General features: G+C 56.4%; 24 protein-coding genes. 20 read left to right on the top strand and 4 right to left on the bottom strand.

Translation table 11 applies throughout. The features are described 5' to 3' along the window. Nucleotides 1–9: 9 nt before the first annotated feature. The 10 genes from QEN32_RS06470 (at nt 10) to eutR (ending at nt 10,750) form a co-directional block, all read left to right on the top strand. On the top strand, nt 10–1,413 hold the full coding sequence (locus tag QEN32_RS06470; RefSeq protein WP_265322245.1) for an aldehyde dehydrogenase family protein: 1,404 nt from the start codon (nt 10–12) through the stop codon (nt 1,411–1,413). Nucleotides 1,414–1,423: 10 nt separating this feature from the next. Then, on the top strand, nt 1,424–2,263 hold the full coding sequence (gene eutJ, locus QEN32_RS06475) for an ethanolamine utilization protein EutJ (protein ID WP_000929675.1): 840 nt from the start codon (nt 1,424–1,426) through the stop codon (nt 2,261–2,263). After that, nucleotides 2,253–3,440: an ethanolamine utilization ethanol dehydrogenase EutG gene (gene eutG, locus QEN32_RS06480; RefSeq protein WP_001147507.1), complete on the top strand. Its 1,188-nt coding sequence runs from the start codon at nt 2,253–2,255 to the stop codon at nt 3,438–3,440. The genes eutJ and eutG overlap by 11 nt, the downstream gene beginning before the upstream one ends. A 119-nt stretch (nt 3,441–3,559) precedes the next feature. Continuing rightward, complete coding sequence (gene eutH, locus QEN32_RS06485) at nt 3,560–4,786, top strand: ethanolamine utilization protein EutH (protein WP_000512359.1); 1,227 nt, start codon at nt 3,560–3,562, stop codon at nt 4,784–4,786. Further along, a complete protein-coding gene (gene eutA, locus QEN32_RS06490; protein ID WP_001097510.1) occupies nt 4,783–6,186 on the top strand; it encodes an ethanolamine ammonia-lyase reactivating factor EutA in 1,404 nt (467 codons plus the stop codon). Before eutH ends, eutA begins: the two co-directional genes overlap by 4 nt. Before the next feature lie 11 nt (nt 6,187–6,197). After that, nucleotides 6,198–7,559 carry an ethanolamine ammonia-lyase subunit alpha gene (eutB, locus tag QEN32_RS06495; RefSeq protein ID WP_000769990.1) on the top strand — a complete coding sequence of 454 codons (1,362 nt, stop codon included), beginning with the start codon at nt 6,198–6,200 and terminating at the stop codon, nt 7,557–7,559. A gap of 18 nt (nt 7,560–7,577) precedes the next feature. Further along, nucleotides 7,578–8,474, top strand: a complete 897-nt coding sequence (eutC, locus tag QEN32_RS06500) for an ethanolamine ammonia-lyase subunit EutC (protein WP_000372354.1) — start codon at nt 7,578–7,580, stop codon at nt 8,472–8,474. Between the two features lie 9 nt (nt 8,475–8,483). Next, nucleotides 8,484–9,143, top strand: coding sequence for an ethanolamine utilization microcompartment protein EutL (gene eutL, locus QEN32_RS06505; RefSeq protein ID WP_001111056.1), 660 nt, complete (start codon nt 8,484–8,486; stop codon nt 9,141–9,143). Nucleotides 9,144–9,155: 12 nt separating this feature from the next. Continuing rightward, a complete protein-coding gene (gene eutK, locus QEN32_RS06510; protein ID WP_000606266.1) occupies nt 9,156–9,650 on the top strand; it encodes an ethanolamine utilization microcompartment protein EutK in 495 nt (164 codons plus the stop codon). A gap of 47 nt (nt 9,651–9,697) precedes the next feature. Then, a complete protein-coding gene (eutR, locus tag QEN32_RS06515; RefSeq protein ID WP_000753666.1) occupies nt 9,698–10,750 on the top strand; it encodes an HTH-type transcriptional regulator EutR in 1,053 nt (350 codons plus the stop codon). A gap of 199 nt (nt 10,751–10,949) precedes the next feature. Here eutR and QEN32_RS06520 read toward each other — a convergent pair whose 3' ends face one another. The 4 genes from QEN32_RS06520 to amiA all read right to left on the bottom strand — a co-directional run bounded on the left by QEN32_RS06520 (nt 10,950) and on the right by amiA (nt 14,477). Beyond that, on the bottom strand, nt 10,950–12,227 hold the full coding sequence (locus QEN32_RS06520) for a DUF1963 domain-containing protein (RefSeq protein ID WP_000344437.1): 1,278 nt from the start codon (nt 12,225–12,227) through the stop codon (nt 10,950–10,952). A gap of 128 nt (nt 12,228–12,355) precedes the next feature. After that, nucleotides 12,356–12,685, bottom strand: a complete 330-nt coding sequence (locus QEN32_RS06525) for a hypothetical protein (protein WP_023242678.1) — start codon at nt 12,683–12,685, stop codon at nt 12,356–12,358. Nucleotides 12,686–12,705: 20 nt separating this feature from the next. Next, nucleotides 12,706–13,605, bottom strand: a complete 900-nt coding sequence (hemF, locus tag QEN32_RS06530) for an oxygen-dependent coproporphyrinogen oxidase (RefSeq protein ID WP_000801339.1) — start codon at nt 13,603–13,605, stop codon at nt 12,706–12,708. Nucleotides 13,606–13,607: 2 nt separating this feature from the next. Continuing rightward, on the bottom strand, nt 13,608–14,477 hold the full coding sequence (gene amiA / locus QEN32_RS06535; protein WP_000102880.1) for an N-acetylmuramoyl-L-alanine amidase AmiA: 870 nt from the start codon (nt 14,475–14,477) through the stop codon (nt 13,608–13,610). Between the two features lie 212 nt (nt 14,478–14,689). On the opposite strand from amiA, the gene QEN32_RS06540 reads away from it, so the two are divergent. The 10 genes from QEN32_RS06540 to cysM all read left to right on the top strand — a co-directional run bounded on the left by QEN32_RS06540 (nt 14,690) and on the right by cysM (nt 23,159). Continuing rightward, nucleotides 14,690–15,115: a GNAT family acetyltransferase gene (locus QEN32_RS06540; RefSeq protein WP_000406008.1), complete on the top strand. Its 426-nt coding sequence runs from the start codon at nt 14,690–14,692 to the stop codon at nt 15,113–15,115. Further along, nucleotides 15,102–15,551 (top strand): DUF2919 domain-containing protein, encoded by a 450-nt coding sequence (locus QEN32_RS06545; RefSeq protein WP_000842940.1) that lies wholly within the window; start codon nt 15,102–15,104, stop codon nt 15,549–15,551. Before QEN32_RS06540 ends, QEN32_RS06545 begins: the two co-directional genes overlap by 14 nt. A gap of 61 nt (nt 15,552–15,612) precedes the next feature. After that, nucleotides 15,613–16,188 carry an RpoE-regulated lipoprotein gene (locus QEN32_RS06550; protein ID WP_000838971.1) on the top strand — a complete coding sequence of 192 codons (576 nt, stop codon included), beginning with the start codon at nt 15,613–15,615 and terminating at the stop codon, nt 16,186–16,188. A 94-nt stretch (nt 16,189–16,282) separates the two neighbouring features. After that, entirely contained in the window at nt 16,283–17,182 is a 900-nt protein-coding gene (yfeX, locus tag QEN32_RS06555; protein ID WP_000084583.1) for a porphyrinogen peroxidase, read from the top strand. Between the two features lie 237 nt (nt 17,183–17,419). Then, nucleotides 17,420–18,211 carry an SDR family oxidoreductase UcpA gene (gene ucpA / locus QEN32_RS06560; protein WP_000517460.1) on the top strand — a complete coding sequence of 264 codons (792 nt, stop codon included), beginning with the start codon at nt 17,420–17,422 and terminating at the stop codon, nt 18,209–18,211. A 157-nt stretch (nt 18,212–18,368) separates the two neighbouring features. Further along, nucleotides 18,369–19,385 (top strand): thiosulfate/sulfate ABC transporter substrate-binding protein CysP, encoded by a 1,017-nt coding sequence (gene cysP, locus QEN32_RS06565; protein ID WP_000290281.1) that lies wholly within the window; start codon nt 18,369–18,371, stop codon nt 19,383–19,385. Beyond that, entirely contained in the window at nt 19,385–20,218 is an 834-nt protein-coding gene (cysT, locus tag QEN32_RS06570; RefSeq protein ID WP_000881746.1) for a sulfate/thiosulfate ABC transporter permease CysT, read from the top strand. The genes cysP and cysT overlap by 1 nt, the downstream gene beginning before the upstream one ends. After that, nucleotides 20,218–21,093 carry a sulfate/thiosulfate ABC transporter permease CysW gene (gene cysW, locus QEN32_RS06575; protein WP_000852705.1) on the top strand — a complete coding sequence of 292 codons (876 nt, stop codon included), beginning with the start codon at nt 20,218–20,220 and terminating at the stop codon, nt 21,091–21,093. The genes cysT and cysW overlap by 1 nt, the downstream gene beginning before the upstream one ends. After that, a complete protein-coding gene (gene cysA, locus QEN32_RS06580; RefSeq protein ID WP_000021076.1) occupies nt 21,083–22,180 on the top strand; it encodes a sulfate/thiosulfate ABC transporter ATP-binding protein CysA in 1,098 nt (365 codons plus the stop codon). Before cysW ends, cysA begins: the two co-directional genes overlap by 11 nt. Before the next feature lie 67 nt (nt 22,181–22,247). Then, a complete protein-coding gene (gene cysM, locus QEN32_RS06585) occupies nt 22,248–23,159 on the top strand; it encodes a cysteine synthase CysM (protein ID WP_039590966.1) in 912 nt (303 codons plus the stop codon). Nucleotides 23,160–23,179: the final 20 nt, after the last annotated feature.

Here is a 23,179-nt window from a genome sequence, read left to right on the forward strand (position 1 = left end):
CTGAACATCATGAATCAACAGGATATTGAACAGGTGGTGAAAGCGGTACTGCTGAAAATGAAAGACAGCAGCCAGCCGGCCAGCACTGTTCATGAGATGGGCGTTTTTGCCTCCCTGGATGACGCAGTGGCGGCAGCAAAACGGGCCCAGCAGGGGCTGAAGAGCGTGGCGATGCGCCAGCTTGCCATTCATGCCATTCGCGAAGCGGGCGAAAAACACGCCCGAGAATTAGCGGAGCTTGCCGTCAGCGAAACCGGCATGGGACGCGTTGACGATAAATTTGCTAAAAACGTGGCGCAGGCGCGCGGCACGCCGGGCGTCGAGTGTTTATCTCCGCAGGTGCTGACCGGCGATAACGGCCTGACGCTGATTGAAAATGCGCCGTGGGGCGTGGTGGCCTCGGTCACGCCGTCCACCAATCCGGCGGCGACGGTGATTAATAACGCCATCAGCCTGATTGCCGCAGGCAACAGCGTCGTGTTTGCCCCGCATCCGGCGGCTAAAAAGGTCTCTCAGCGGGCAATCACCCTCCTCAATCAGGCGGTGGTCGCCGCCGGTGGCCCGGAAAATTTGCTGGTCACCGTGGCGAACCCGGATATCGAAACCGCCCAGCGGTTGTTCAAATATCCCGATATTGGCCTGCTGGTGGTGACTGGCGGCGAAGCGGTGGTGGACGCGGCGCGTAAACATACTAATAAACGCCTGATCGCCGCCGGTGCCGGTAATCCCCCGGTGGTGGTGGATGAGACCGCCGACCTGCCGCGCGCTGCACAATCCATCGTCAAAGGCGCGTCGTTTGATAACAACATCATCTGCGCCGACGAAAAAGTGCTGATTGTGGTGGATAGCGTCGCCGACGAGCTGATGCGTCTGATGGAAGGTCAGCACGCGGTGAAACTGACCGCCGCTCAGGCCGAACAGCTCCAGCCGGTGCTGCTGAAGAATATCGATGAACGCGGCAAAGGCACCGTCAGCCGTGACTGGGTCGGTCGTGACGCGGGCAAGATTGCCGCAGCCATTGGCCTGAACGTCCCGGATCAAACGCGCCTGCTGTTTGTGGAAACGCCCGCTAACCATCCGTTTGCCGTCACTGAAATGATGATGCCGGTACTGCCGGTGGTACGGGTCGCCAACGTCGAAGAAGCCATCGCCCTGGCGGTTCAGCTTGAAGGCGGTTGCCACCATACGGCGGCGATGCACTCGCGCAATATCGACAACATGAACCAGATGGCGAACGCCATCGACACCAGCATTTTCGTCAAAAACGGGCCGTGCATTGCCGGGCTTGGATTGGGCGGAGAAGGCTGGACCACCATGACTATCACTACGCCAACCGGCGAAGGGGTGACCAGCGCGCGTACCTTTGTTCGCCTGCGTCGATGCGTGCTGGTGGATGCGTTTCGCATTGTATAAGGGATGACTCATGGCGCATGACGAACAACTCTGGCTCACCCCAAGACTGCAAAAAGCGGCGGCCCTGTGTAACCAGACGCCCGCCGCCAGCGATACACCGCTGTGGCTGGGCGTCGATTTGGGCACCTGCGACGTGGTGTCGATGGTGGTCGACGGCAACGCCCAGCCGGTGGCGGTGTGCCTTGACTGGGCCGACGTTGTGCGTGACGGCATCGTCTGGGATTTCTTCGGCGCCGTCACCCTCGTGCGCCGCCATCTCGACACCCTTGAACAGCAGCTCGGCTGCCGCTTTACCCACGCGGCGACCTCGTTTCCGCCAGGCACCGACCCGCGTATTTCGATCAACGTGCTGGAGTCTGCCGGGTTAGAAGTCAGCCACGTACTGGATGAACCGACGGCGGTAGCGGATCTGCTGGCGCTTGATAATGCAGGCGTGGTGGATATTGGCGGCGGCACTACCGGCATTGCCATCGTCAAACAGGGCAAGGTGACTTACTCCGCCGATGAAGCCACTGGCGGGCACCATATCTCCCTGACGCTGGCGGGCAACCGCCGTATTCCCCTGGAAGAGGCGGAACAGTACAAGCGCAGCAATGCGCAGGAGATTTGGCCGGTAGTGAAGCCGGTGTACGAAAAAATGGCGGAAATCGTTGCTCGCCACATTGAAGGGCAAGGAATTGCTGATTTATGGCTGGCGGGCGGTTCCTGTATGCAGCCGGGCGTGGAGGCGTTATTTCGCCAGCGTTTCCCGGAGTTACAGGTGCATTTGCCGCAGCACAGCCTGTTTATGACCCCGCTGGCGATAGCTAACAGCGGGAGAGCGAAAGCGGAGGGACTCTATGCAAGCTGAACTACAGACGGCGCTGTTTCAGGCATTCGACACCCTGAATCTGCAACGGGTGAAAACGTTCAGCGTACCGCCGGTCACGCTATGCGGGCTTGGGGCGCTCGGCGCCTGCGGCCAGGAAGCGCAAGCGCGAGGCGTAAGCCATTTGTTTGTGATGGTCGACAGCTTCCTGCATCAGGCGGGAATGACCGCGCCGCTGGCACGCAGCCTGGCGATGAAAGGCGTGGCGATGACGGTCTGGCCGTGTCCGCCAGGCGAGCCGTGCATCACCGATGTCTGCGCGGCGGTGGCGCAACTGCGTGAGGCGGCGTGCGACGGCGTAGTGGCCTTTGGCGGCGGTTCGGTGCTGGACGCGGCGAAAGCGGTTGCCCTGCTGGTGACTAACCCTGACCAGACGCTGAGCGCCATGACCGAGCGCAGTACATTACGCCCGCGTCTGCCGCTGATTGCGGTGCCGACCACCGCCGGAACCGGTTCTGAAACCACCAACGTGACGGTGATTATCGACGCGGTCAGCGGGCGCAAGCAGGTGCTGGCGCACGCGTCACTAATGCCGGACGTGGCGATTCTTGATGCTGCCGTGACCGAAGGCGTTCCGCCAAACGTGACGGCGATGACCGGTATCGATGCGTTGACGCATGCGATTGAGGCCTACAGCGCGCTCAACGCCACGCCGTTTACCGACAGCCTGGCGATTGGCGCGATAGCGATGATTGGCAAATCGCTGCCGAAAGCCGTGGGTTACGGCCACGATCTGGCGGCGCGTGAAAATATGTTACTGGCCTCCTGTATGGCGGGAATGGCCTTTTCCAGCGCCGGTCTGGGGCTGTGTCATGCGATGGCGCACCAGCCAGGGGCGGCGCTGCATATTCCGCACGGCCAGGCCAACGCTATGCTGCTGCCAACGGTCATGGGCTTTAACCGGATGGTATGCCGCGAACGCTTCAGTCAAATCGGCCGGGCGCTAACCAATAAGAAATCGGACGATCGCGATGCGATTGCGGCGGTGAGCGAGCTGATTGCCGAAGTGGGGCAGAGCAAACGGCTGGCTGACGCTGGCGCCAAACCCGAACACTACAGCGCGTGGGCGCAAGCCGCGCTGGAGGATATTTGTCTGCGCAGTAACCCACGCACCGCCACACAGGCACAGATTATCGACCTGTACGTGGCTGCCGGGTAATGCCTGTAGGCCGGATAAGGTGCTCGCACCGCCATCCGGCAATAACACGGCGTTAATGCCGGAGGCGACGTAAACGTCTTATCCGGCCTACAAATCATAAATGGCAGGGAGTAAGGGCTATGGGAATTAACGAAATCATCATGTACATCATGATGTTCTTTATGCTGATTGCCGCCGTGGACAGAATCCTGTCACAGTTCGGCGGGTCGGCGCGCTTTCTCGGTAAATTCGGCAAGAGTATCGAGGGGTCTGGCGGCCAGTTTGAAGAGGGCTTTATGGCGATGGGCGCGTTGGGACTGGCGATGGTCGGTATGACCGCGCTGGCGCCGGTGCTGGCGCATGTACTGGGGCCGGTTATTATCCCGGTATACGAAATGCTGGGCGCGAACCCATCCATGTTCGCGGGTACGCTGCTGGCCTGTGATATGGGCGGGTTCTTCCTCGCCAAAGAGCTGGCCGGCGGTGATGTCGCGGCGTGGCTATACTCAGGATTAATACTTGGGTCGATGATGGGGCCGACCATTGTGTTCTCCATTCCGGTGGCGCTCGGCATTATCGAACCGTCTGACCGCCGCTACCTGGCGCTTGGCGTACTGGCGGGTATCGTCACCATTCCCATTGGCTGCATTGCGGGGGGACTGATCGCCATGTACTCAGGCGTGCAGATCAATGGTCAGCCAGTGGAGTTTACCTTCGCGCTGATCCTGATGAACATGATCCCGGTATTGATCGTCGCGGTGCTGGTAGCGCTGGGGCTGAAGTTCATCCCGGAAAAAATGATCAACGGTTTCCAGATTTTCGCCAAATTTCTGGTGGCGCTGATCACCATCGGTCTGGCGGCTGCGGTGGTTAAATTCCTGTTGGGTTGGGAGTTGATTCCGGGACTCGACCCAATCTTTATGGCGCCAGGCGACAAACCCGGCGAAGTGATGCGCGCCATTGAAGTGATCGGCTCTATCTCCTGCGTGCTGCTTGGCGCGTATCCGATGGTGCTGTTACTGACCCGCTGGTTTGAAAAACCGTTGATGAATGTCGGTAAACTGCTGAACGTAAATAATATTGCGGCGGCAGGCATGGTAGCGACCCTGGCGAACAATATCCCCATGTTCGGCATGATGAAGCAGATGGATACCCGCGGCAAAGTGATTAACTGCGCATTTGCCGTCTCTGCGGCGTTCGCGCTGGGCGACCATTTAGGCTTCGCCGCTGCCAACATGAACGCCATGATCTTCCCGATGATTGTCGGCAAGCTGATCGGCGGCGTGACGGCGATTGGCGTGGCGATGATGCTGGTGCCGAAAGATGACGCCGCCCAGGTGAAAACCGAAGCGGAGGCGCAATCGTGAACACTCGCCAGCTACTGAGCGTCGGTATCGATATCGGCACCACCACCACGCAGGTGATCTTCTCGCGCCTGGAGTTGGTTAACCGTGCGGCGGTGTCGCAGGTGCCGCGCTACGAATTCATCAAACGCGACATTAGCTGGCAAAGCCCGGTCTTCTTTACGCCCGTGGATAAGCAGGGCGGTCTGAAAGAGGCCGAACTTAAAGCGCTGATTCTGGCCCAGTATCAGGCCGCAGACATCGCGCCTGAATCGGTGGACTCAGGGGCTATCATTATCACCGGCGAAAGCGCCAAAACCCGCAACGCCCGTCCGGCGGTCATGGCGCTCTCGCAGTCGCTGGGCGACTTTGTGGTCGCCAGCGCCGGGCCGCATCTGGAATCAGTCATTGCCGGTCACGGCGCCGGAGCGCAAAGCCTGTCTGAGCAGCGGATGTGTCGGGTGCTGAATATTGATATCGGCGGCGGCACGTCTAACTACGCGCTGTTTGACGCGGGAAAAGTCAGCGGCACCGCCTGCCTTAACGTCGGTGGTCGCCTGCTGGAAACCGACGCTCAGGGGCGCGTGGTTTATGCCCATCAGCCGGGGCAGATGATTATCGATGAGGTATTCGGTTCGGGTACTGATGCTCGCGCCTTAGCTGCCGCACAGTTGGGGCAGGTGGCGCGGCGGATGGCGGATCTCATCGTCGAGGTTATCACCGGCGCGCTCTCGCCGCTGGCGCAATCGCTGATGCAAACCGGGCTACTGCCCGCCGATATTACGCCAGAGGTGATCACCCTTTCCGGTGGGGTAGGTGAATGCTACCGCAACCAACCTGCCGATCCGTTCTGCTTTTCTGATATCGGGCCGCTGCTGGCGACCGCGCTGCATGAGCACCCGCGTCTGCGCGAGATGAACGTGCAGTTTCCGGCGCAAACCGTGCGCGCCACGGTGATTGGCGCGGGGGCCCATACGCTGTCGCTTTCCGGCAGTACTATCTGGCTGGAAGACGTCCAACTGCCGCTGCGCAACCTGCCGGTGGCGATCCCGCAGGATGACGCCGATCTGGTGAACGCCTGGCGGCAGGCGCTTCTCCAGCTTGATCTCGACCCGCAAACCGACGCTTACGTGCTGGCGCTTCCCGCCACGCTTCCGGTGCGTTACGCCGCATTACTCACGGTCATCAACGCGCTGACGGCTTTTGTCGCGCGTTATCCCAATCCACATCCCCTGCTGGTGGTGGCCGAGCAGGATTTTGGTAAAGCGCTGGGCATGTTATTGCGCCCACAGTTACCGCAACTTCCGCTGGCGGTCATCGATGAGGTGGTCGTGCGGGCGGGAGACTATATCGACATTGGTACGCCTCTTTTTGGCGGATCGGTTGTGCCGGTGACGGTGAAATCACTCGCATTTCCTTCCTGAGGGAACGACTTATGAAACTAAAGACCACATTGTTCGGCAATGTTTATCAGTTTAAGGATGTAAAAGAGGTACTGGCCAAAGCCAACGAACTGCGTTCGGGGGATGTGCTGGCCGGGGTTGCCGCGGCAAGTTCGCAGGAGCGCGTAGCGGCAAAACAGGTACTGTCGGAAATGACGGTGGCGGATATCCGCAACAATCCGGTGATTGCCTATGAAGAGGACTGCGTGACGCGCCTGATTCAGGACGACGTCAACGAAACGGCCTATAACCGGATTAAAAACTGGAGCATCAGCGAACTGCGCGAATACGTACTGAGCGATGAAACCTCCGTGGACGACATCGCGTTTACCCGCAAAGGCCTGACCTCCGAAGTGGTGGCGGCAGTAGCGAAAATCTGCTCCAACGCTGACCTGATCTACGGCGGCAAGAAAATGCCGGTGATCAAAAAAGCCAATACCACCATCGGTATTCCGGGCACCTTTAGCTGCCGTTTGCAGCCGAACGATACCCGTGACGATGTACAGAGTATCGCCGCGCAAATCTACGAAGGGCTTTCTTTCGGCGCAGGCGATGCGGTGATCGGCGTTAACCCGGTGACCGATGACGTGGAGAACCTGACCCGCGTGCTCGACACCGTTTACGGCGTTATCGATAAATTCAATATTCCGACCCAGGGCTGCGTGCTGGCGCACGTCACCACCCAGATCGAAGCGATTCGTCGCGGCGCGCCGGGCGGACTGATTTTCCAAAGCATTTGCGGCAGCGAGAAGGGCTTAAAAGAGTTCGGCGTCGAACTGGCGATGCTCGACGAAGCGCGGGCTGTGGGGGCGGAGTTCAACCGCATCGCCGGGGAAAACTGCCTGTACTTTGAAACCGGGCAGGGGTCTGCGCTGTCGGCTGGCGCGAACTTTGGTGCCGACCAGGTGACGATGGAAGCGCGTAACTACGGGCTGGCTCGCCACTACGATCCGTTCCTGGTGAACACCGTGGTGGGCTTTATCGGGCCGGAGTATCTCTACAACGACAGGCAGATTATCCGCGCCGGTCTCGAAGATCACTTTATGGGCAAGCTGAGCGGCATCTCGATGGGCTGCGACTGCTGCTATACCAACCATGCCGACGCCGACCAGAACCTTAACGAAAACCTGATGATTCTGCTCGCCACTGCCGGCTGTAACTACATCATGGGGATGCCGCTCGGCGACGACATCATGCTCAACTACCAGACCACCGCTTTCCACGATACCGCCACCGTCCGTCAGTTGCTGAATTTACGGCCATCGCCGGAGTTTGAACGCTGGCTGGAAACGATGGGCATTATGGCAAACGGTCGTCTGACCAAACGGGCGGGCGATCCGTCACTGTTCTTCTGATGACGCGGGGATAACACCATGGATCAAAAACAGATTGAAGAAATTGTACGTAGCGTGATGGCGTCAATGGGACAGGACGTACCGCAGCCCGTCGCGCCGTCAACGCAGGAAGGCGCAAAGCCGCAGTGCGCCGCGCCGACGGTGACCGAAAGCTGCGCGCTGGATTTAGGTTCCGCAGAGGCAAAAGCCTGGATTGGCGTCGAGAACCCGCATCGTGCGGACGTGCTGACCGAACTGCGTCGCAGTACTGCGGCACGTGTCTGTACGGGTCGTGCCGGGCCGCGTCCACGTACCCAGGCGCTGTTGCGCTTCCTGGCGGATCACTCCCGTTCGAAAGACACCGTGCTCAAAGAAGTACCGGAAGAGTGGGTAAAAGCGCAAGGGCTGCTGGAAGTGCGTTCGGAAATCAGCGACAAAAACCTGTACCTGACGCGCCCGGATATGGGGCGTCGCCTGAGCCCGGAAGCCATTGACGCGCTGAAGTCGCAGTGCGTGATGAACCCGGATGTGCAGGTAGTGGTCTCCGATGGCCTCTCTACGGATGCGATCACCGCCAACTATGAAGAGATCCTGCCGCCGCTGCTTGCCGGTCTGAAGCAGGCCGGGCTGAACGTCGGCACGCCGTTCTTTGTGCGCTATGGCCGCGTGAAGATTGAAGATCAGATTGGCGAAATTCTCGGCGCGAAGGTCGTCATCCTGCTGGTGGGCGAACGTCCGGGGCTGGGGCAGTCGGAAAGCCTTTCCTGCTACGCGGTCTATTCCCCGCGCGTGGCGACCACCGTCGAGGCCGACAGAACCTGTATTTCAAACATTCATCAGGGGGGGACGCCGCCAGTAGAAGCCGCCGCCGTGATTGTGGATTTGGCCAAACGGATGCTGGAGCAGAAAGCGTCCGGCATCAACATGACCCGTTAAGGAGACATCATGCCTGCATTAGATTTGATTCGACCTTCAGTGACTGCCATGCGCGTGATTGCCTCCGTGAATGACGGCTTTGCGCGGGAACTTAAATTACCGCCACATATACGTAGTCTCGGACTCATCACGGCAGATTCTGATGATGTGACCTATATTGCCGCTGACGAAGCGACCAAACAGGCGATGGTGGAAGTAGTCTATGGCCGCTCCCTCTATGCCGGGGCGGCTCACGGGCCGTCGCCTACCGCCGGTGAGGTGTTGATTATGCTGGGCGGACCGAACCCGGCGGAAGTGCGCGCCGGTCTGGATGCAATGGTCGCCAGCATTGAAAACGGCGCGGCGTTCCAGTGGGCGAACGATGCGGAAAATACCGCGTTCCTGGCGCATGTGGTTTCGCGTACCGGCTCGTACCTCTCGTCTACCGCAGGTATCGCGCTGGGCGATCCAATGGCCTATCTGGTGGCGCCGCCGCTGGAAGCGACATTCGGCATTGACGCGGCGATGAAATCCGCTGACGTTCAGCTGGTGACTTACGTGCCGCCGCCGTCGGAAACCAACTATTCGGCCGCGTTCTTAACGGGAAGCCAGGCCGCGTGTAAAGCCGCCTGCAACGCCTTTACCGACGCCGTGCTGGATATCGCCCGTAACCCTGTCCAGCGTGCGTAACGGAGGCTGCCAATGATCAATGCCCTGGGATTACTGGAAGTGGACGGAATGGTCGCCGCCGTCGATGCGGCGGATGCCATGCTGAAAGCGGCCAACGTGCGTTTGCTCAGTCATCAAGTGCTCGACCCTGGCAGGCTAACGCTGGTGGTGGAGGGCGATCTGGCGGCGTGTCGTGCGGCGCTGGATGCCGGAAGCGCCGCCGCGCAGCGCACAGGCCGTGTGATTAGTCGCAAAGAAATTGGTCGTCCGGAAGAGGACACCCAGTGGCTGATTGGCGGGTTTGCGCGTGCGACAACGCCGACTGAGAAAGCGCCCCAGGTACCCGCAACGCCTGAGTTCGCTGAAGCGTTACTGGCGCTGCTGGCATCAGTACGCCAGGGAATGACGGCGGGAGAGGTGGCCGCGCATTTTGGCTGGCCGCTGGAGCAGGCCAGAAACGTGCTGGAACAACTCTTTTCTGACGGAGCGTTGCGTAAACGCAGTAGTCGCTATCGCATCAAAAATTAATCTGTCGGAGGGCCGGGCGTCCTGGCGGGCGTCCGGCATAGAAGATCATGAAAAAGACCCGTACAGCGAATTTGCACCATCTTTATCATGAAGCGTTACCCGAAGACGTTAAACTTACGCCCAGAGTCGAGGTGGACAATGTTCATCAGAGACGGACGACGGATGTCTATGAACATGCTCTGACTATCACCGCCTGGCAGCAGATCTACGATCAGTTACACCCGGGTAAATTTCATGGCGAGTTCACGGAAATCCTGCTTGATGAGATTCAGGTGTTCCGTGAATACACCGGCCTGGCGCTGCGTCAGTCGTGTCTGGTTTGGCCAAACTCTTTCTGGTTTGGTATTCCGGCGACGCGCGGCGAACAGGGATTTATCGGCGCGCAGGGGCTCGGCAGCGCCGAGATTGCCACCCGACCGGGAGGCACCGAGTTTGAACTGAGCACGCCGGATGATTACACCATTCTGGGCGTCGTTATCTCGGAAGATGTTATTTCCCGTCAGGCCACGTTTTTGCATAACCCGGAAAGGGTGCTGCATATGCTGCGTAACCAGCTAGCGCTGGAGGTAAAAGAGCAGCATAAAGCAGCGCTGTGGGGCTTTGTGCAGCAGGCGCTGGCCACCTTCAGCGAGAGTCCTGAAACCCTGCATCAACCTGCGGTGCGTAAGGTCTTGAGTGATAATTTATTGCTGGCGATGGGCACGATGCTGGAAGAGGCGAAGCCGATTCATAGCGCTGAGAGCATCAGCCATCAGGGATATCGTAGGCTACTGTCGCGGGCGCGGGAATATGTGCTGGAAAATATGTCGGAGCCGCTGACGGTGCTCGACTTATGTAACCAGCTACACGTAAGCCGTCGCACGCTGCAAAATGCGTTTCACGCCATTTTGGGCATTGGCCCCAATGCGTGGCTGAAACGTATTCGCTTAAACGCAGTACGCCGGGAACTGATTAGCCCGTGGTCGCAGAGCACCACGGTCAAAGATGCCGCGATGCAGTGGGGATTCTGGCATCTGGGGCAGTTTGCCACCGATTATCAGCAATTATTTGCCGAAAAACCGTCGTTGACGCTGCATCAACGGATGCGGCAATGGGCTTGATATTGATGGGTAGGCTCTCCGGTTGCTGATAACGTGCGCGTGTCGGGAATTACCCGGTGGCGGCTGGCGCCTTACCGGGCCTACGGATTCGCTGCCGTCTGTGGTTGGTAGCCCGGACAAGGCGCGCCAGCGCCGCCTCCGGGGAACCGCGCGCACAACGTGCAAAACAGTTTTGTCATCAGGTCATGAGGATGAACGTTTATGTTTGCTGATAAGACGTTGCCGTTGTTTGGCAGGAGGGGCAGATAAACCCGTAAAGCATTCCTTCCGCATATTCCTCTTCCTCAATATCTTCATAGCTTAGCTGCGCAAGAAACATCATCGTTTGCGCGCACGTTGGGCACGTGGGATAGTCTGCATCCTGAACCCATGCGGGATGGCCGCCGAGCTGTGAGAAGGTGGTGGGTAAAAATATTTCAGCAGCGAATAGCGGCAAACGGGATTCCCCGGGGTGCAGAACATCAAGCGGTAGCGTTATCCAGTCAGAGGAATTCTCCACCGCCAGCGTCGAGAGCGCATTTTTTTCGCACCATCGCGGCTGGCCTTGTGGATCGACGGTGGCGAAAACGGTGTTATATGCCGTACAACACTGACAGGTCAGAATACGAATTTGACCGGGCCAACCCTGCGTGCTGAGGCCGACGGCGCTCGGCGCAACCTCAAACAGATTGATTAGCGGCAGGGAACAGTGTGGGCAGTTTTCACCATATTCTGCGACGGCGCGAAAAACGGCAGGCTGTTCAGGTGCCTGTTTTACCAGATGGGTACATTGCGTAAAGTAAAGATCGCGCCTGCGGCCATTTTCAGTGAGCTCCCATCCCGCCTGGTGAGCATAGCGATGAGGGAGGATATGAAGTGAAGCACTCCACGCAGGTGGTTCCTGGCGCCAGCGGTTAAAATGCTCAACGACAACCTCATCGCCAATCCAGGCCAGGGCGCAAAGAATGCCGTCACGGTTTTCGTCATCGGTTTCCACCTTCTGCAAAAGCGCGTCGCGTACGTCAGGCGGCGCACGGTGAAAAGGTAGGGGTGAAGAGAGCTCCAGTTCTTCTTCATTTATTACCTGGCGCAGGAAATTATCCAGATTGGCCCGGGTAAATGCCGCCAGGCACAGCGCAATTTCCTGAGCTTCCTCCTGCCATCCGGAATCAAATAATTCTTCTGCATAATCGACCATGTCGCGGCTTTCATCATCGGAGAGCTTTTTGTAAAGCTCATCGGTCGGAATGGGGCAGGGAATCCACTCGATTAACGGATCGTGTTCCCGGGGTTCATGAACGAGTTTAAGCATTTCAACAGGGTTGGTAATGCCACTGAACGCGTCGATCGTTTTTCTGTTTTTCCGGATATATTCTTCCTGCTCTTGCCGATAGCGCGCCTGGACGCAGGGCATACAATAGCCCTCCGTGCGGGCAGCCGTTGCTGGCAGGATGAAGTGTGAGCATTGCGGGTTTTTACAAGGAATACGCTCGTCCATGCGGTAGTGCTCCACTGCAAATTCTACGAGTGCTTACTGTACTGTTTTACTAATGATAACGGCAGCGGGCGGTTATCCGAATTCTTTATCTACAATGAACTCGTTTATTTCTACGAGCCTGCTTTTATTCAACGGCCAACCGGATAGGCGATAAACAAACCGGCTATCGTCAAAATACATGCCAGTAGGCATAGCAAGATGCAGTTAACGCTTTTACGCGGAATATGAATAATAAAGCAGAGTAATGTTATCAGGGCCATGACCACAGGGATGGTCACCATATTGATAACCAGAAGCACGATCAGACCGAAGCTCACCCCTCCGCTATGAGGGATGAATATTCTTTCTTCAAAATATATTTCTAGCGTAATGGCAAGCAGGCAGCCAATAAAACTTATACCCAGATGGGGATGCCATTTGGCGTCACTGGTTACTACTTTTCGTGTATTTGTTTGCATTGTTTTACTTTATAAATAAGTTAAATCCAGTCGCGTACCTGAATAAACTCGCTCAGCGCCGCTTCCGGGCTACCCGCTTCCGGCTGCCAGTCGTACTCCCAGCGCACCAGCGGCGGCATCGACATCAGGATAGATTCAGTGCGCCCGCCGGTTTGCAGACCAAACAGGGTGCCTCTGTCCCATACCAGATTGAACTCCACGTAGCGACCGCGGCGATAAAGTTGAAAATTACGCTCCCGCTCTCCCCAGACCATCGCTTTGCGTCGTTCGACAATCGGTAAATACGCCTCGGTGTAGCCGTTACCGACCGCCTGCATAAAAGCAAAACAGTGGTCGAAATCCGGCGTATTCAAATCGTCAAAAAACAGGCCGCCGATACCGCGCTGCTCGTTACGATGCTTGAGGAAAAAGTAGTCATCGCACCACTTTTTATAGCGCGGATACACATCGTCGCCAAACGGCTGGCACAGGTCGCGGGCGGTGCGGTGCCAGTGAACGGCATCCTCTTCAAAGCCGTAGTAGGGCGTTAAATCGAACCCGCCGCCAAACCACCACACCGGATCGGCGCCCGGTTTTTCGGCAATAAAAAAGCGCACGTTAGCATGGCTGGTGGGAATATACGGATTGTGCGGATGCACCACCAGCGATACGCCCATCGCTTCAAAGCTACGCCCGGCCAGTTCTGGCCGATGCGCGGTGGCGGACGCGGGCATTGCATCGCCGTGAACGTGAGAGAAATTAACGCCCGCCTGTTCGAAAATCCCGCCGTTGCGTAATACCCGGCTGCGTCCGCCGCCGCCCGCTTCGCGTCGCCAGCTATCTTCGACAAAGTTTGCGCCATCCACAGCGGATAACGTTTGGCAAATATCATCCTGCAGGCGTAGCAGAAACTGTTTTACGTGATGAGCATCGGGTTTCATGATTACCGTTTCTTCGTGTGTGCTTTCTGATTATCAAACCAGTGAAAATAACTGATGATGCCGTTGGCGATCGCCGTAGCGATTTTCTGGCGAAACGCCGTCGTGCCCAGCAGGCGTTCTTCTTCCGGATTGGTAATAAACGAGGTTTCGACCAGTACCGACGGAATTGACGGTGATTTTAGCACCACGAAAGCCGCTTGTTCGGTAGTGCGGCTGTGTAATTTATGTATAGGTTTGATTTTCTTGAGAATATGCGAACCCAGCGTCAGACTGTTTTTAATCGTATCGGTTTGCACCAGATCAAACAAAACTTGTTGTAATAGATGATCCCGGTCAGTGGCTTTTTTACCCGCCACTTCGTCCGCGCGGTTTTCACGCTCGGAGAGATACTTCGCCATGGCGCTACTGGCCCCGCGGTTGGAAAGCGCAAAAACGGAAGCGCCCGCCGCTTTCGGATTGGTAAAACCATCGGCATGAATGGACATAAACAGATCCGCGCCGTGCTTATGGGCGATTTCCACCCGATCGTACAGCGGAATAAAGGTATCCCCTGTCCGGGTTAAACGCGCATCGATTCCGTGATTTCGCAAAATAGCGCGTACGTTTTTGGCAATTGCCAGTACGACGTGTTTTTCCTGAGAACCGTTGCGGCCAATCGCGCCGGTATCGATGCCGCCGTGTCCGGGGTCGAGCATCACCAACCGTTTACTGCCGGTTTTTTTGGTTTTGGGTTTGCTGTGACCATTACTGGTTTTTAGCGTTTCTTCTTTGGCTATTGCGTGCGACATACCTGACAGCGTCAGGGCCGCCAGACCTGTTTTGAGTACCTGGCGGCGCGAAGTGAGAGTTTTTAGGAGTTTAAAAGTGCTCATACGGCCTGAGTTGTGAAAATTAAGTTCAAGATGTTATATCGTATCGCGTAATCCGTTACGACGGTTGGTGATGAGAATTGTTTTACTTTTCATTTCAATACGTGACACATCGCCATTATGCCATTTTTTCCGCTACATCGCGTCAGATATTGGCTGAATCAGATGTTTGCGCCATAATCTTGGTTTTTCCACCCGAAAAGGCAACGAATACCATGGAAATACGCGTTTTTCGCCAGGAAGATTTCGAAGAGGTGATTACCCTCTGGGAGCGTTGCGACCTGCTGCGTCCATGGAACGATCCTGAAATGGATATTGAACGCAAGGTGAATCACGATGTCAGCTTGTTCCTCGTTGCGGAAGTTAGCGGCGAAGTCGTCGGTACGGTAATGGGCGGTTATGACGGGCATCGCGGCTCGGCGTATTACCTGGGCGTTCACCCGGAGTTCCGCGGGCGCGGCATTGCGAATGCGTTGCTTAACCGGCTGGAAAAAAAACTCATCGCTCGCGGGTGTCCGAAAATCCAAATTATGGTGCGTGATGATAACGACGTTGTGCTGGGCATGTATGAACGTCTGGGGTATGAGCATTCTGACGCCCTAAGTTTGGGTAAACGCCTGATTGAAGATGAAGAGTACTGAGTTTCATCCAGCCGATTATGATGTACACGGACGTTTACGCCTGCCGTTTCTGTTCTGGTGCGTACTGTTACTTCAGGCGCGCGCCTGGGTACTCTTTGTCATTGCCGGTTCATCCCGTGGACAGGGTAATACTTTGTTAAACTTTTTTTATCCCGACCATGATAATTTTTGGCTGGGGCTGTTGCCCGGCGTTCCGGCGGTAGTGGCGTTTTTACTCAGCGGGCGGCGTGAAGCGGTTCCTGGTGTGTGGCGCTGGCTGCGCGGACTCCTGATCCTCGCTCAACTGGTGTCGTTGTGCTGGCTGCCGGTGATGTGGCTGGGTGGCGACCCGGTCAACGGCGTCGGGCTGGCGCTGCTGCTGGCGGACATCGTCGCGCTGATCTGGCTGTTAACCAATCAACGTTTGCGTGCCTGTTTTTCCCTTGAGAAAGAATAACGGCACTTTTTGGCGAACCCGCACTCCAATCAACGTTAATTAATAAAAGAAAGGAAGTGAGATGAAATCGCTGCGTTTGACTTTACTCGCACTGCCGCTGGCGCTGACCGGCTGCTCGACGCTCTCCTCGGTCAACTGGTCTGCCGCAAATCCATGGAACTGGTTTGGTTCCTCGACAGAAGTCACTGAGCAAGGCGTGGGAGCGCTGACCGCCGCCACGCCGCTGGAAGAGCCGGCTATTGCAGAGGCATTAGATGGCGATTATCGCCTGCGTAGCGGTATGAAAACCGATAACGGCAACGTGGTGCGCTTTTTCGAAGCGATGAAGGGCGACAGCGTCGCGATGGTGATCAACGGCGAGCAGGGAACCGTGAGCCGTATTGATGTGCTGGACAGCGATATCCCAACCGCCGCGGGGGGCAAAATCGGTACGCCGTTTAGCGACCTTTACAGCAAAGCTTTTGGTCACTGCGAGCCGGTTTCCAGCGATAGCCATACCAGCGTCGAATGTAAAGCCGAGGGAAGTCAGCATATTAGCTATGTTTTCTCCGGCGAGTGGAGCGGACCGGAAGGCTTAATGCCTCCTGATGACGTCTTAAAAAACTGGGACGTGCGCAAAATTATCTGGCGTCGTTAATTTGCGCCTGAACAAACCGCTTCGCTTAAAAACAAGGTAAAATAGCCTCCATTAATGCCACGACTGCGTGGCATTCTCATTTTCAGGAGGAATCATGTCTCAGGTTCAAAGTGGCATTTTGCCGGAACATTGCCGTGCGGCAATTTGGATTGAAGCCAATGTGAAAGGCGACCTGGACGCCCTGCGCGCGGCCAGCAGAACATTTGCCGATAAACTGGCGACCTTCGAAGTCAAATTTCCGGACGCCCATCTTGGGGCCGTTGTGGCGTTTGGCAACAATACCTGGCGTGCCCTGAGCGGCGGCGTCGGGGCGGAAGAACTGAAAGATTTTATTCCTTATGGTAAAGGGCTGGCGCCGGCCACGCAGTATGACGTGCTGATCCATATCCTTTCCCTGCGCCACGATGTGAATTTTTCTGTTGCCCAGGCGGCGATGGAAGCCTTCGGCGACTGTATCGACGTGAAAGAAGAAGTTCACGGCTTCCGTTGGGTGGAAGAACGCGATCTGAGCGGCTTTGTCGACGGGACAGAGAACCCTGCGGGCGAAGAGACGCGTCGTGAAGTGGCGGTGATCAAAGATGGCGTGGATGCCGGCGGCAGTTATGTGTTCGTGCAGCGTTGGGAGCACAATCTCAAGCAACTTAACCGGATGAGTATTCACGATCAGGAGATGATGATCGGGCGTACCAAAGAAGCCAATGAAGAGATTGACGGCGATGCGCGTCCGGCAACGTCTCACCTGAGCCGCGTCGATCTCAAAGAAGATGGCAAAGGGCTGAAGATTGTGCGCCAGAGCCTGCCATACGGCACCGCCAGCGGTACTCATGGTCTCTATTTCTGCGCTTACTGCGCACGCCTGCACAATATCGAACAGCAGCTTCTGAGTATGTTCGGCGATACCGACGGTAAACGCGACGCAATGCTGCGCTTCACCAAACCGGTGACTGGCGGCTACTATTTTGCGCCGTCGCTGGATCGCCTGTTAGCGCTATAAGGTAAAACCCTGTTGGATGGCAGCGCAAACGCTTTATTCGACCTACGATTGGTAGGCCTGATAAGCGCAGCGCCATCAGGCAGAACAGCATAAAAATGCCCATCCCCGCCTCCGCGGGGATTTTTTTACCTAATATTTACCTGAATTAGTGAGCTATTCCTCAGCACTTATTTGTTATTACTGTATTTTCAGTGTTAATGGAGTGTAAGACTCCATATTCAAAAGGAGACATTGAAAATGGGTAAACTCACGGGCAAGACAGCATTGATTACGGGCGCATCGCAGGGCATTGGCGAAGGGATCGCTCGCGTATTCGCACGCCACGGCGCGAACTTAATCTTGCTGGATATCTCCGATGAGATTGAAAAGCTGGCGGATGAGCTGGGCGGGCGCGGGCATCGCTGCACTGCCGTTAAGGCTGACGTCAGAGATTTTGCTTCGGTGCAGGCGGCGGTTGCGCGCGCCAAAGAGACTGAAGGTAGAATTGATATTTTGGTGAATAACGCTGGCGTGTGCCGTCTGGGCAACTTCCTCGATATGAGTGAAGAAGATCGCGATTTCCACATTGATATTAATATTAAAGGTGTCTGGAACGTCACCAAAGCCGTCCTGCCGGAGATGATCAAACGTAAAGATGGCCGCATTGTGATGATGTCTTCCGTCACGGGAGATATGGTGGCGGACCCGGGTGAAACGGCCTATGCGCTGTCAAAAGCTGCCATTGTTGGTTTAACCAAATCGCTGGCGGTAGAGTATGCGCAGTCCGGTATTCGTGTGAATGCCATTTGCCCCGGTTATGTAAGAACGCCGATGGCGGAAAGCATTGCCCGTCAGTCTAACCCTGACGATCCGGAATCGGTATTAACGGAAATGGCAAAAGCTATTCCGCTACGCCGTCTTGCCGATCCGCTGGAAGTAGGGGAACTGGCGGCATTTCTGGCTTCCGATGAGTCCAGCTATCTTACCGGAACGCAAAACGTCATTGATGGCGGCAGTACCCTGCCTGAAAGCGTAAGCGTAGGCGTCTGATTGATGCCGGTCTCCTCCCCGCGCCGCGTGGGGAGGGATTCTCTTATTCCCTTTTCAACTTTCAAATCATCAAACGGTATATAAAACCGTTACTCCTTTAGCGCTGGTTATAAATATGATGACCATAAGAAAGTCATTAAATTTATAAGGGTGCGCAATGGCCGTTAACTTACTGAAAAAGAGACCCCTGACGCTGGCAGCAATGCTGTTACTGGCAGGGCAGGCGCAGGCAACGGAGCTGCTGAACAGCTCATACGATGTCTCCCGCGAGCTGTTTGCCGCCCTTAACCCACCGTTTGAGCAACAATGGGCGAAGGATAACGGCGGCGATAAGCTGACGATTAAGCAGTCTCATGCCGGGTCATCAAAACAGGCGCTGGCGATTTTGCAGGGACTGAAGGCAGACGTCGTCACCTACAATCAGGTGACCGACGTACAGATTCTCCATGATAAAGGCAAACTGATCCCTGCCGACTGGCAAAGCCGTCTGCCGAACAACAGTTCGCCATTCTATTCCACGATGGGCTTCCTGGTGCGCAAGGGGAACCCGAAAAATATTCACGACTGGAGCGATCTTGTACGTTCCGACGTGAAGCTGATTTTCCCTAACCCGAAAACCTCCGGCAACGCCCGTTACACGTATCTGGCGGCATGGGGCGCAGCGGATAACGCGGACGGCAGCGATAAAGCCAAAACCGAACAGTTTATGACCCAGTTCCTGAAAAACGTCGAAGTGTTTGATACCGGCGGTCGCGGCGCTACGACTACCTTTGCCGAGCGTGGTCTGGGCGATGTGCTGATTAGTTTTGAATCGGAAGTGAACAACATCCGCAAACAATATGAAGCCCAGGGATTTGAAGTGGTGATCCCGAAAACGAACATTCTTGCTGAATTCCCGGTTGCCTGGGTAGATAAAAACGTGCAGGCCAACGGCACAGAAAAAGCCGCCAAAGCTTACCTGAACTGGCTGTATAGCCCGCAGGCGCAGACCATCATCACCCATTACTACTACCGCGTGAATAACCCGGAAATCATGGGCAAGCAAGCAGATAAATTCCCGCAGACCGAACTGTTCCGCGTGGAAGACAAGTTTGGTTCCTGGCCGGAAGTGATGAAAACGCACTTTGCCAGCGGCGGCGAGCTGGACAAACTGTTGGCGGCGGGGCGTAAGTAATGCTTGCCGTTTCTTCCCGACGCGTGCTGCCCGGCTTTACGTTAAGCCTCGGCACCAGTTTGCTGTTTGTCTGCCTGATCCTGCTGTTGCCGTTGAGCGCGCTGGTGATGCAGCTCTCACAGATGAGCTGGTCGCAATACTGGGATGTCGTGACCAACCCTCAGGTGGTGGCTGCCTATAAAGTGACGCTACTGGCGGCATTTGTGGCATCGATTTTTAACGGCGTGTTTGGTCTGCTGATGGCGTGGATTTTAACCCGCTACCGTTTTCCGGGGCGCACGTTGCTGGATGCGCTGATGGATCTGCCGTTTGCGCTGCCGACAGCGGTAGCGGGGTTAACGCTGGCCTCGCTGTTCTCTGTGAACGGTTTCTACGGTCAGTTTCTTGCGCAGTTTGATATCAAAGTGACCTATACCTGGCTCGGCATTGCGGTGGCGATGGCCTTTACCAGCATTCCATTTGTGGTACGCACCGTCCAGCCGGTACTGGAAGAGCTGGGGCCGGAATATGAAGAAGCGGCACAAACCCTGGGGGCCACCCGCCTGCAAAGTTTTCGCAAAGTCGTGCTGCCTGAGCTGTCGCCTGCGCTGATTGCCGGCGTGGCGCTCTCTTTTACCCGTAGCCTGGGCGAGTTTGGCGCGGTGATTTTTATCGCCGGAAATATCGCCTGGAAAACAGAAGTGACCTCGCTGATGATTTTTGTGCGTTTGCAGGAGTTTGATTACCCCGCCGCCAGCGCCATTGCCTCGGTGATCCTTGCGGCATCACTGCTGCTGCTGTTCTCAATTAACACTCTGCAAAGTCGCTTTGGTCGACGTGTGGTAGGTCATTAATGGCGGAAGTGACTCAATTGAAGCGATACGACGTCCCCCGTATTAACTGGGGAAAATGGTTTTTGATTGGCGTCGGGATGCTCGTTTCGGCCTTTATCCTGCTGGTGCCGATGATTTACATCTTCGTGCAGGCGTTCAGCAAAGGGTTAATGCCGGTACTGCAAAATCTGGCCGATCCGGACATGCTGCACGCCATCTGGCTGACGGTGTTGATTGCCTTGATCGCAGTGCCGGTGAATCTGGTGTTCGGTATTCTGCTGGCGTGGCTGGTGACGCGCTTTAACTTCCCCGGACGTCAGCTACTGCTGACCCTGCTGGATATTCCCTTTGCCGTCTCACCGGTGGTGGCCGGTCTGGTTTATCTGTTGTTTTATGGTTCCAACGGCCCGTTGGGCGGCTGGCTGGATGAGCATAATTTGCAAATGATGTTCTCCTGGCCGGGGATGGTACTGGTCACTATTTTTGTCACCTGCCCGTTTGTGGTGCGCGAACTGGTGCCAGTGATGCTCAGCCAGGGCAGCCAGGAAGATGAGGCGGCGATTTTACTGGGCGCATCCGGCTGGCAAATGTTTCGCCGCGTGACGTTGCCGAATATTCGCTGGGCGCTACTCTACGGCGTGGTATTAACCAACGCCCGCGCGATTGGCGAGTTTGGCGCGGTGTCGGTGGTGTCCGGCTCGATTCGCGGCGAAACGTTATCGCTACCGTTACAGATTGAATTACTGGAGCAGGACTACAACACCGTCGGCTCCTTTACCGCCGCCGCATTGTTGACGCTAATGGCGATTATTACCCTGTTTTTGAAGAGCATGTTGCAATGGCGTCTGGAGAATCAGGAAAAACGCGCGCAACAGGAGGAAAATCATGAGCATTGAGATCGCCAGAATTAAGAAATCCTTTGGTCGCACTCAGGTACTGAATGATATCTCGCTGGATATTCCTTCCGGCCAGATGGTTGCCTTGTTGGGGCCGTCAGGTTCCGGCAAAACGACGCTGCTGCGCATTATTGCCGGGCTGGAGCATCAGTCCAGCGGTCATATTCGTTTCCACGGTACGGACGTTAGCCGCCTGCACGCGCGTGAGCGTAAAGTCGGTTTTGTGTTTCAGCACTATGCGCTGTTTCGCCATATGACGGTGTTTGACAACATCGCTTTTGGCCTGACGGTGCTGCCGCGACGCGACCGCCCAACTGCGGCGGCGATTAAAACGAAAGTGACGCAATTGCTGGAGATGGTGCAACTGGCGCACCTCGCGGATCGCTTCCCCGCCCAGCTTTCCGGCGGACAAAAACAGCGCGTGGCGCTGGCGCGCGCGCTTGCCGTGGAACCGCAAATTCTACTGCTGGATGAACCCTTTGGCGCGCTGGATGCCCAGGTACGTAAAGAGTTACGTCGCTGGTTGCGCCAGCTACATGAAGAACTGAAATTCACCAGCGTCTTTGTCACCCACGATCAGGAAGAAGCGACGGAAGTGGCGGATCGGGTGGTGGTGATGAGTCAGGGCAATATCGAACAGGCTGATGCGCCGGATCGGGTGTGGCGTGAACCGGCAACCCGCTTCGTACTGGAGTTTATGGGCGAGGTGAACCGCCTGACAGGCACCGTCCGCGGCGGGCAGTTTCACGTTGGCGCGCATCGCTGGCCGCTGGGTTATACGCCCGCGTACCAGGGGCCGGTCGATCTGTTCCTGCGTCCGTGGGAGGTGGATATTAGCCGCCGCACCAGCCTGGATTCTCCGCTACCAGTACAGGTCATTGAGGCCAGCCCGAAAGGTCACTATACACAGTTAGTGGTACAGCCGCTGGGGTGGTATCACGATCCGCTGACGGTGGTGATGGCGGGTGAGGATGTTCCGGTTCGCGGCGAGCGTTTGTTTGTTGGACTGCAAAAAGCGCGTCTGTATAACGGCGACCAGCGTATTGAAACGCGTGAAGAGGAACTTGCTCTGGCGCAATCGGCCTGATAGGTTAATTTGTATAGTTATCGCCCGGTGGCGCTACGCATACCGGGCTTTTTTACGAGCTGAAAACGTGAATACATTAGAACAAACCATCGGCAATACGCCGCTGGTCAAATTACAACGTCTGGGGCCGGATAACGGCAGTGAAATCTGGGTCAAGCTGGAAGGCAATAATCCGGCAGGATCGGTGAAAGATCGCGCGGCGCTATCGATGATTGTCGAGGCGGAAAAGCGTGGTGAAATTAAACCGGGCGATGTCCTGATTGAAGCGACCAGCGGCAACACTGGCATTGCGCTGGCGATGATTGCCGCGCTGAAAGGTTATCGCATGAAGCTGTTGATGCCGGACAACATGAGCCAGGAGCGTCGGGCGGCAATGCGGGCCTATGGCGCGGAACTGATTCTGGTCACTAAAGAGCAGGGAATGGAAGGGGCGCGCGATTTAGCGCTCGCTATGTCTGAACGAGGCGAGGGCAAACTGCTCGATCAGTTTAATAATCCTGATAATCCCTACGCTCACTACACCACCACCGGCCCGGAAATCTGGCGGCAAACGCAGGGGCGGGTAACGCATTTTGTCTCCAGCATGGGCACGACCGGCACCATTACCGGCGTGTCGCGTTTTCTGCGCGAGCAGGAAAAACCGGTCACCATCGTTGGCCTGCAGCCGGAAGAGGGCAGCAGTATTCCGGGCATTCGCCGCTGGCCTGCGGAATATATGCCGGGCATTTTTAACGCCTCGCTGGTAGATGAGGTGCTGGATATTCACCAGAATGATGCCGAAAACACCATGCGTGAACTGGCCGTTCGTGAAGGCATTTTCTGCGGCGTGAGTTCCGGCGGCGCGGTAGCGGGCGCGTTACGCGTCGCACGAGCCACGCCCGGCGCGATAGTGGTGGCGATCATCTGCGATCGCGGCGACCGTTACCTTTCGACCGGCGTGTTTGGTGAAGAGCATTTCAGCCAGGGGGCAGGGATTTAAACGAGGTGCCATCGTCGTAT

The sequence above is a fragment of the Salmonella sp. SA14318 genome (assembly GCF_029866905.1).
Taxonomy (GTDB): domain Bacteria; phylum Pseudomonadota; class Gammaproteobacteria; order Enterobacterales; family Enterobacteriaceae; genus Salmonella; species Salmonella enterica.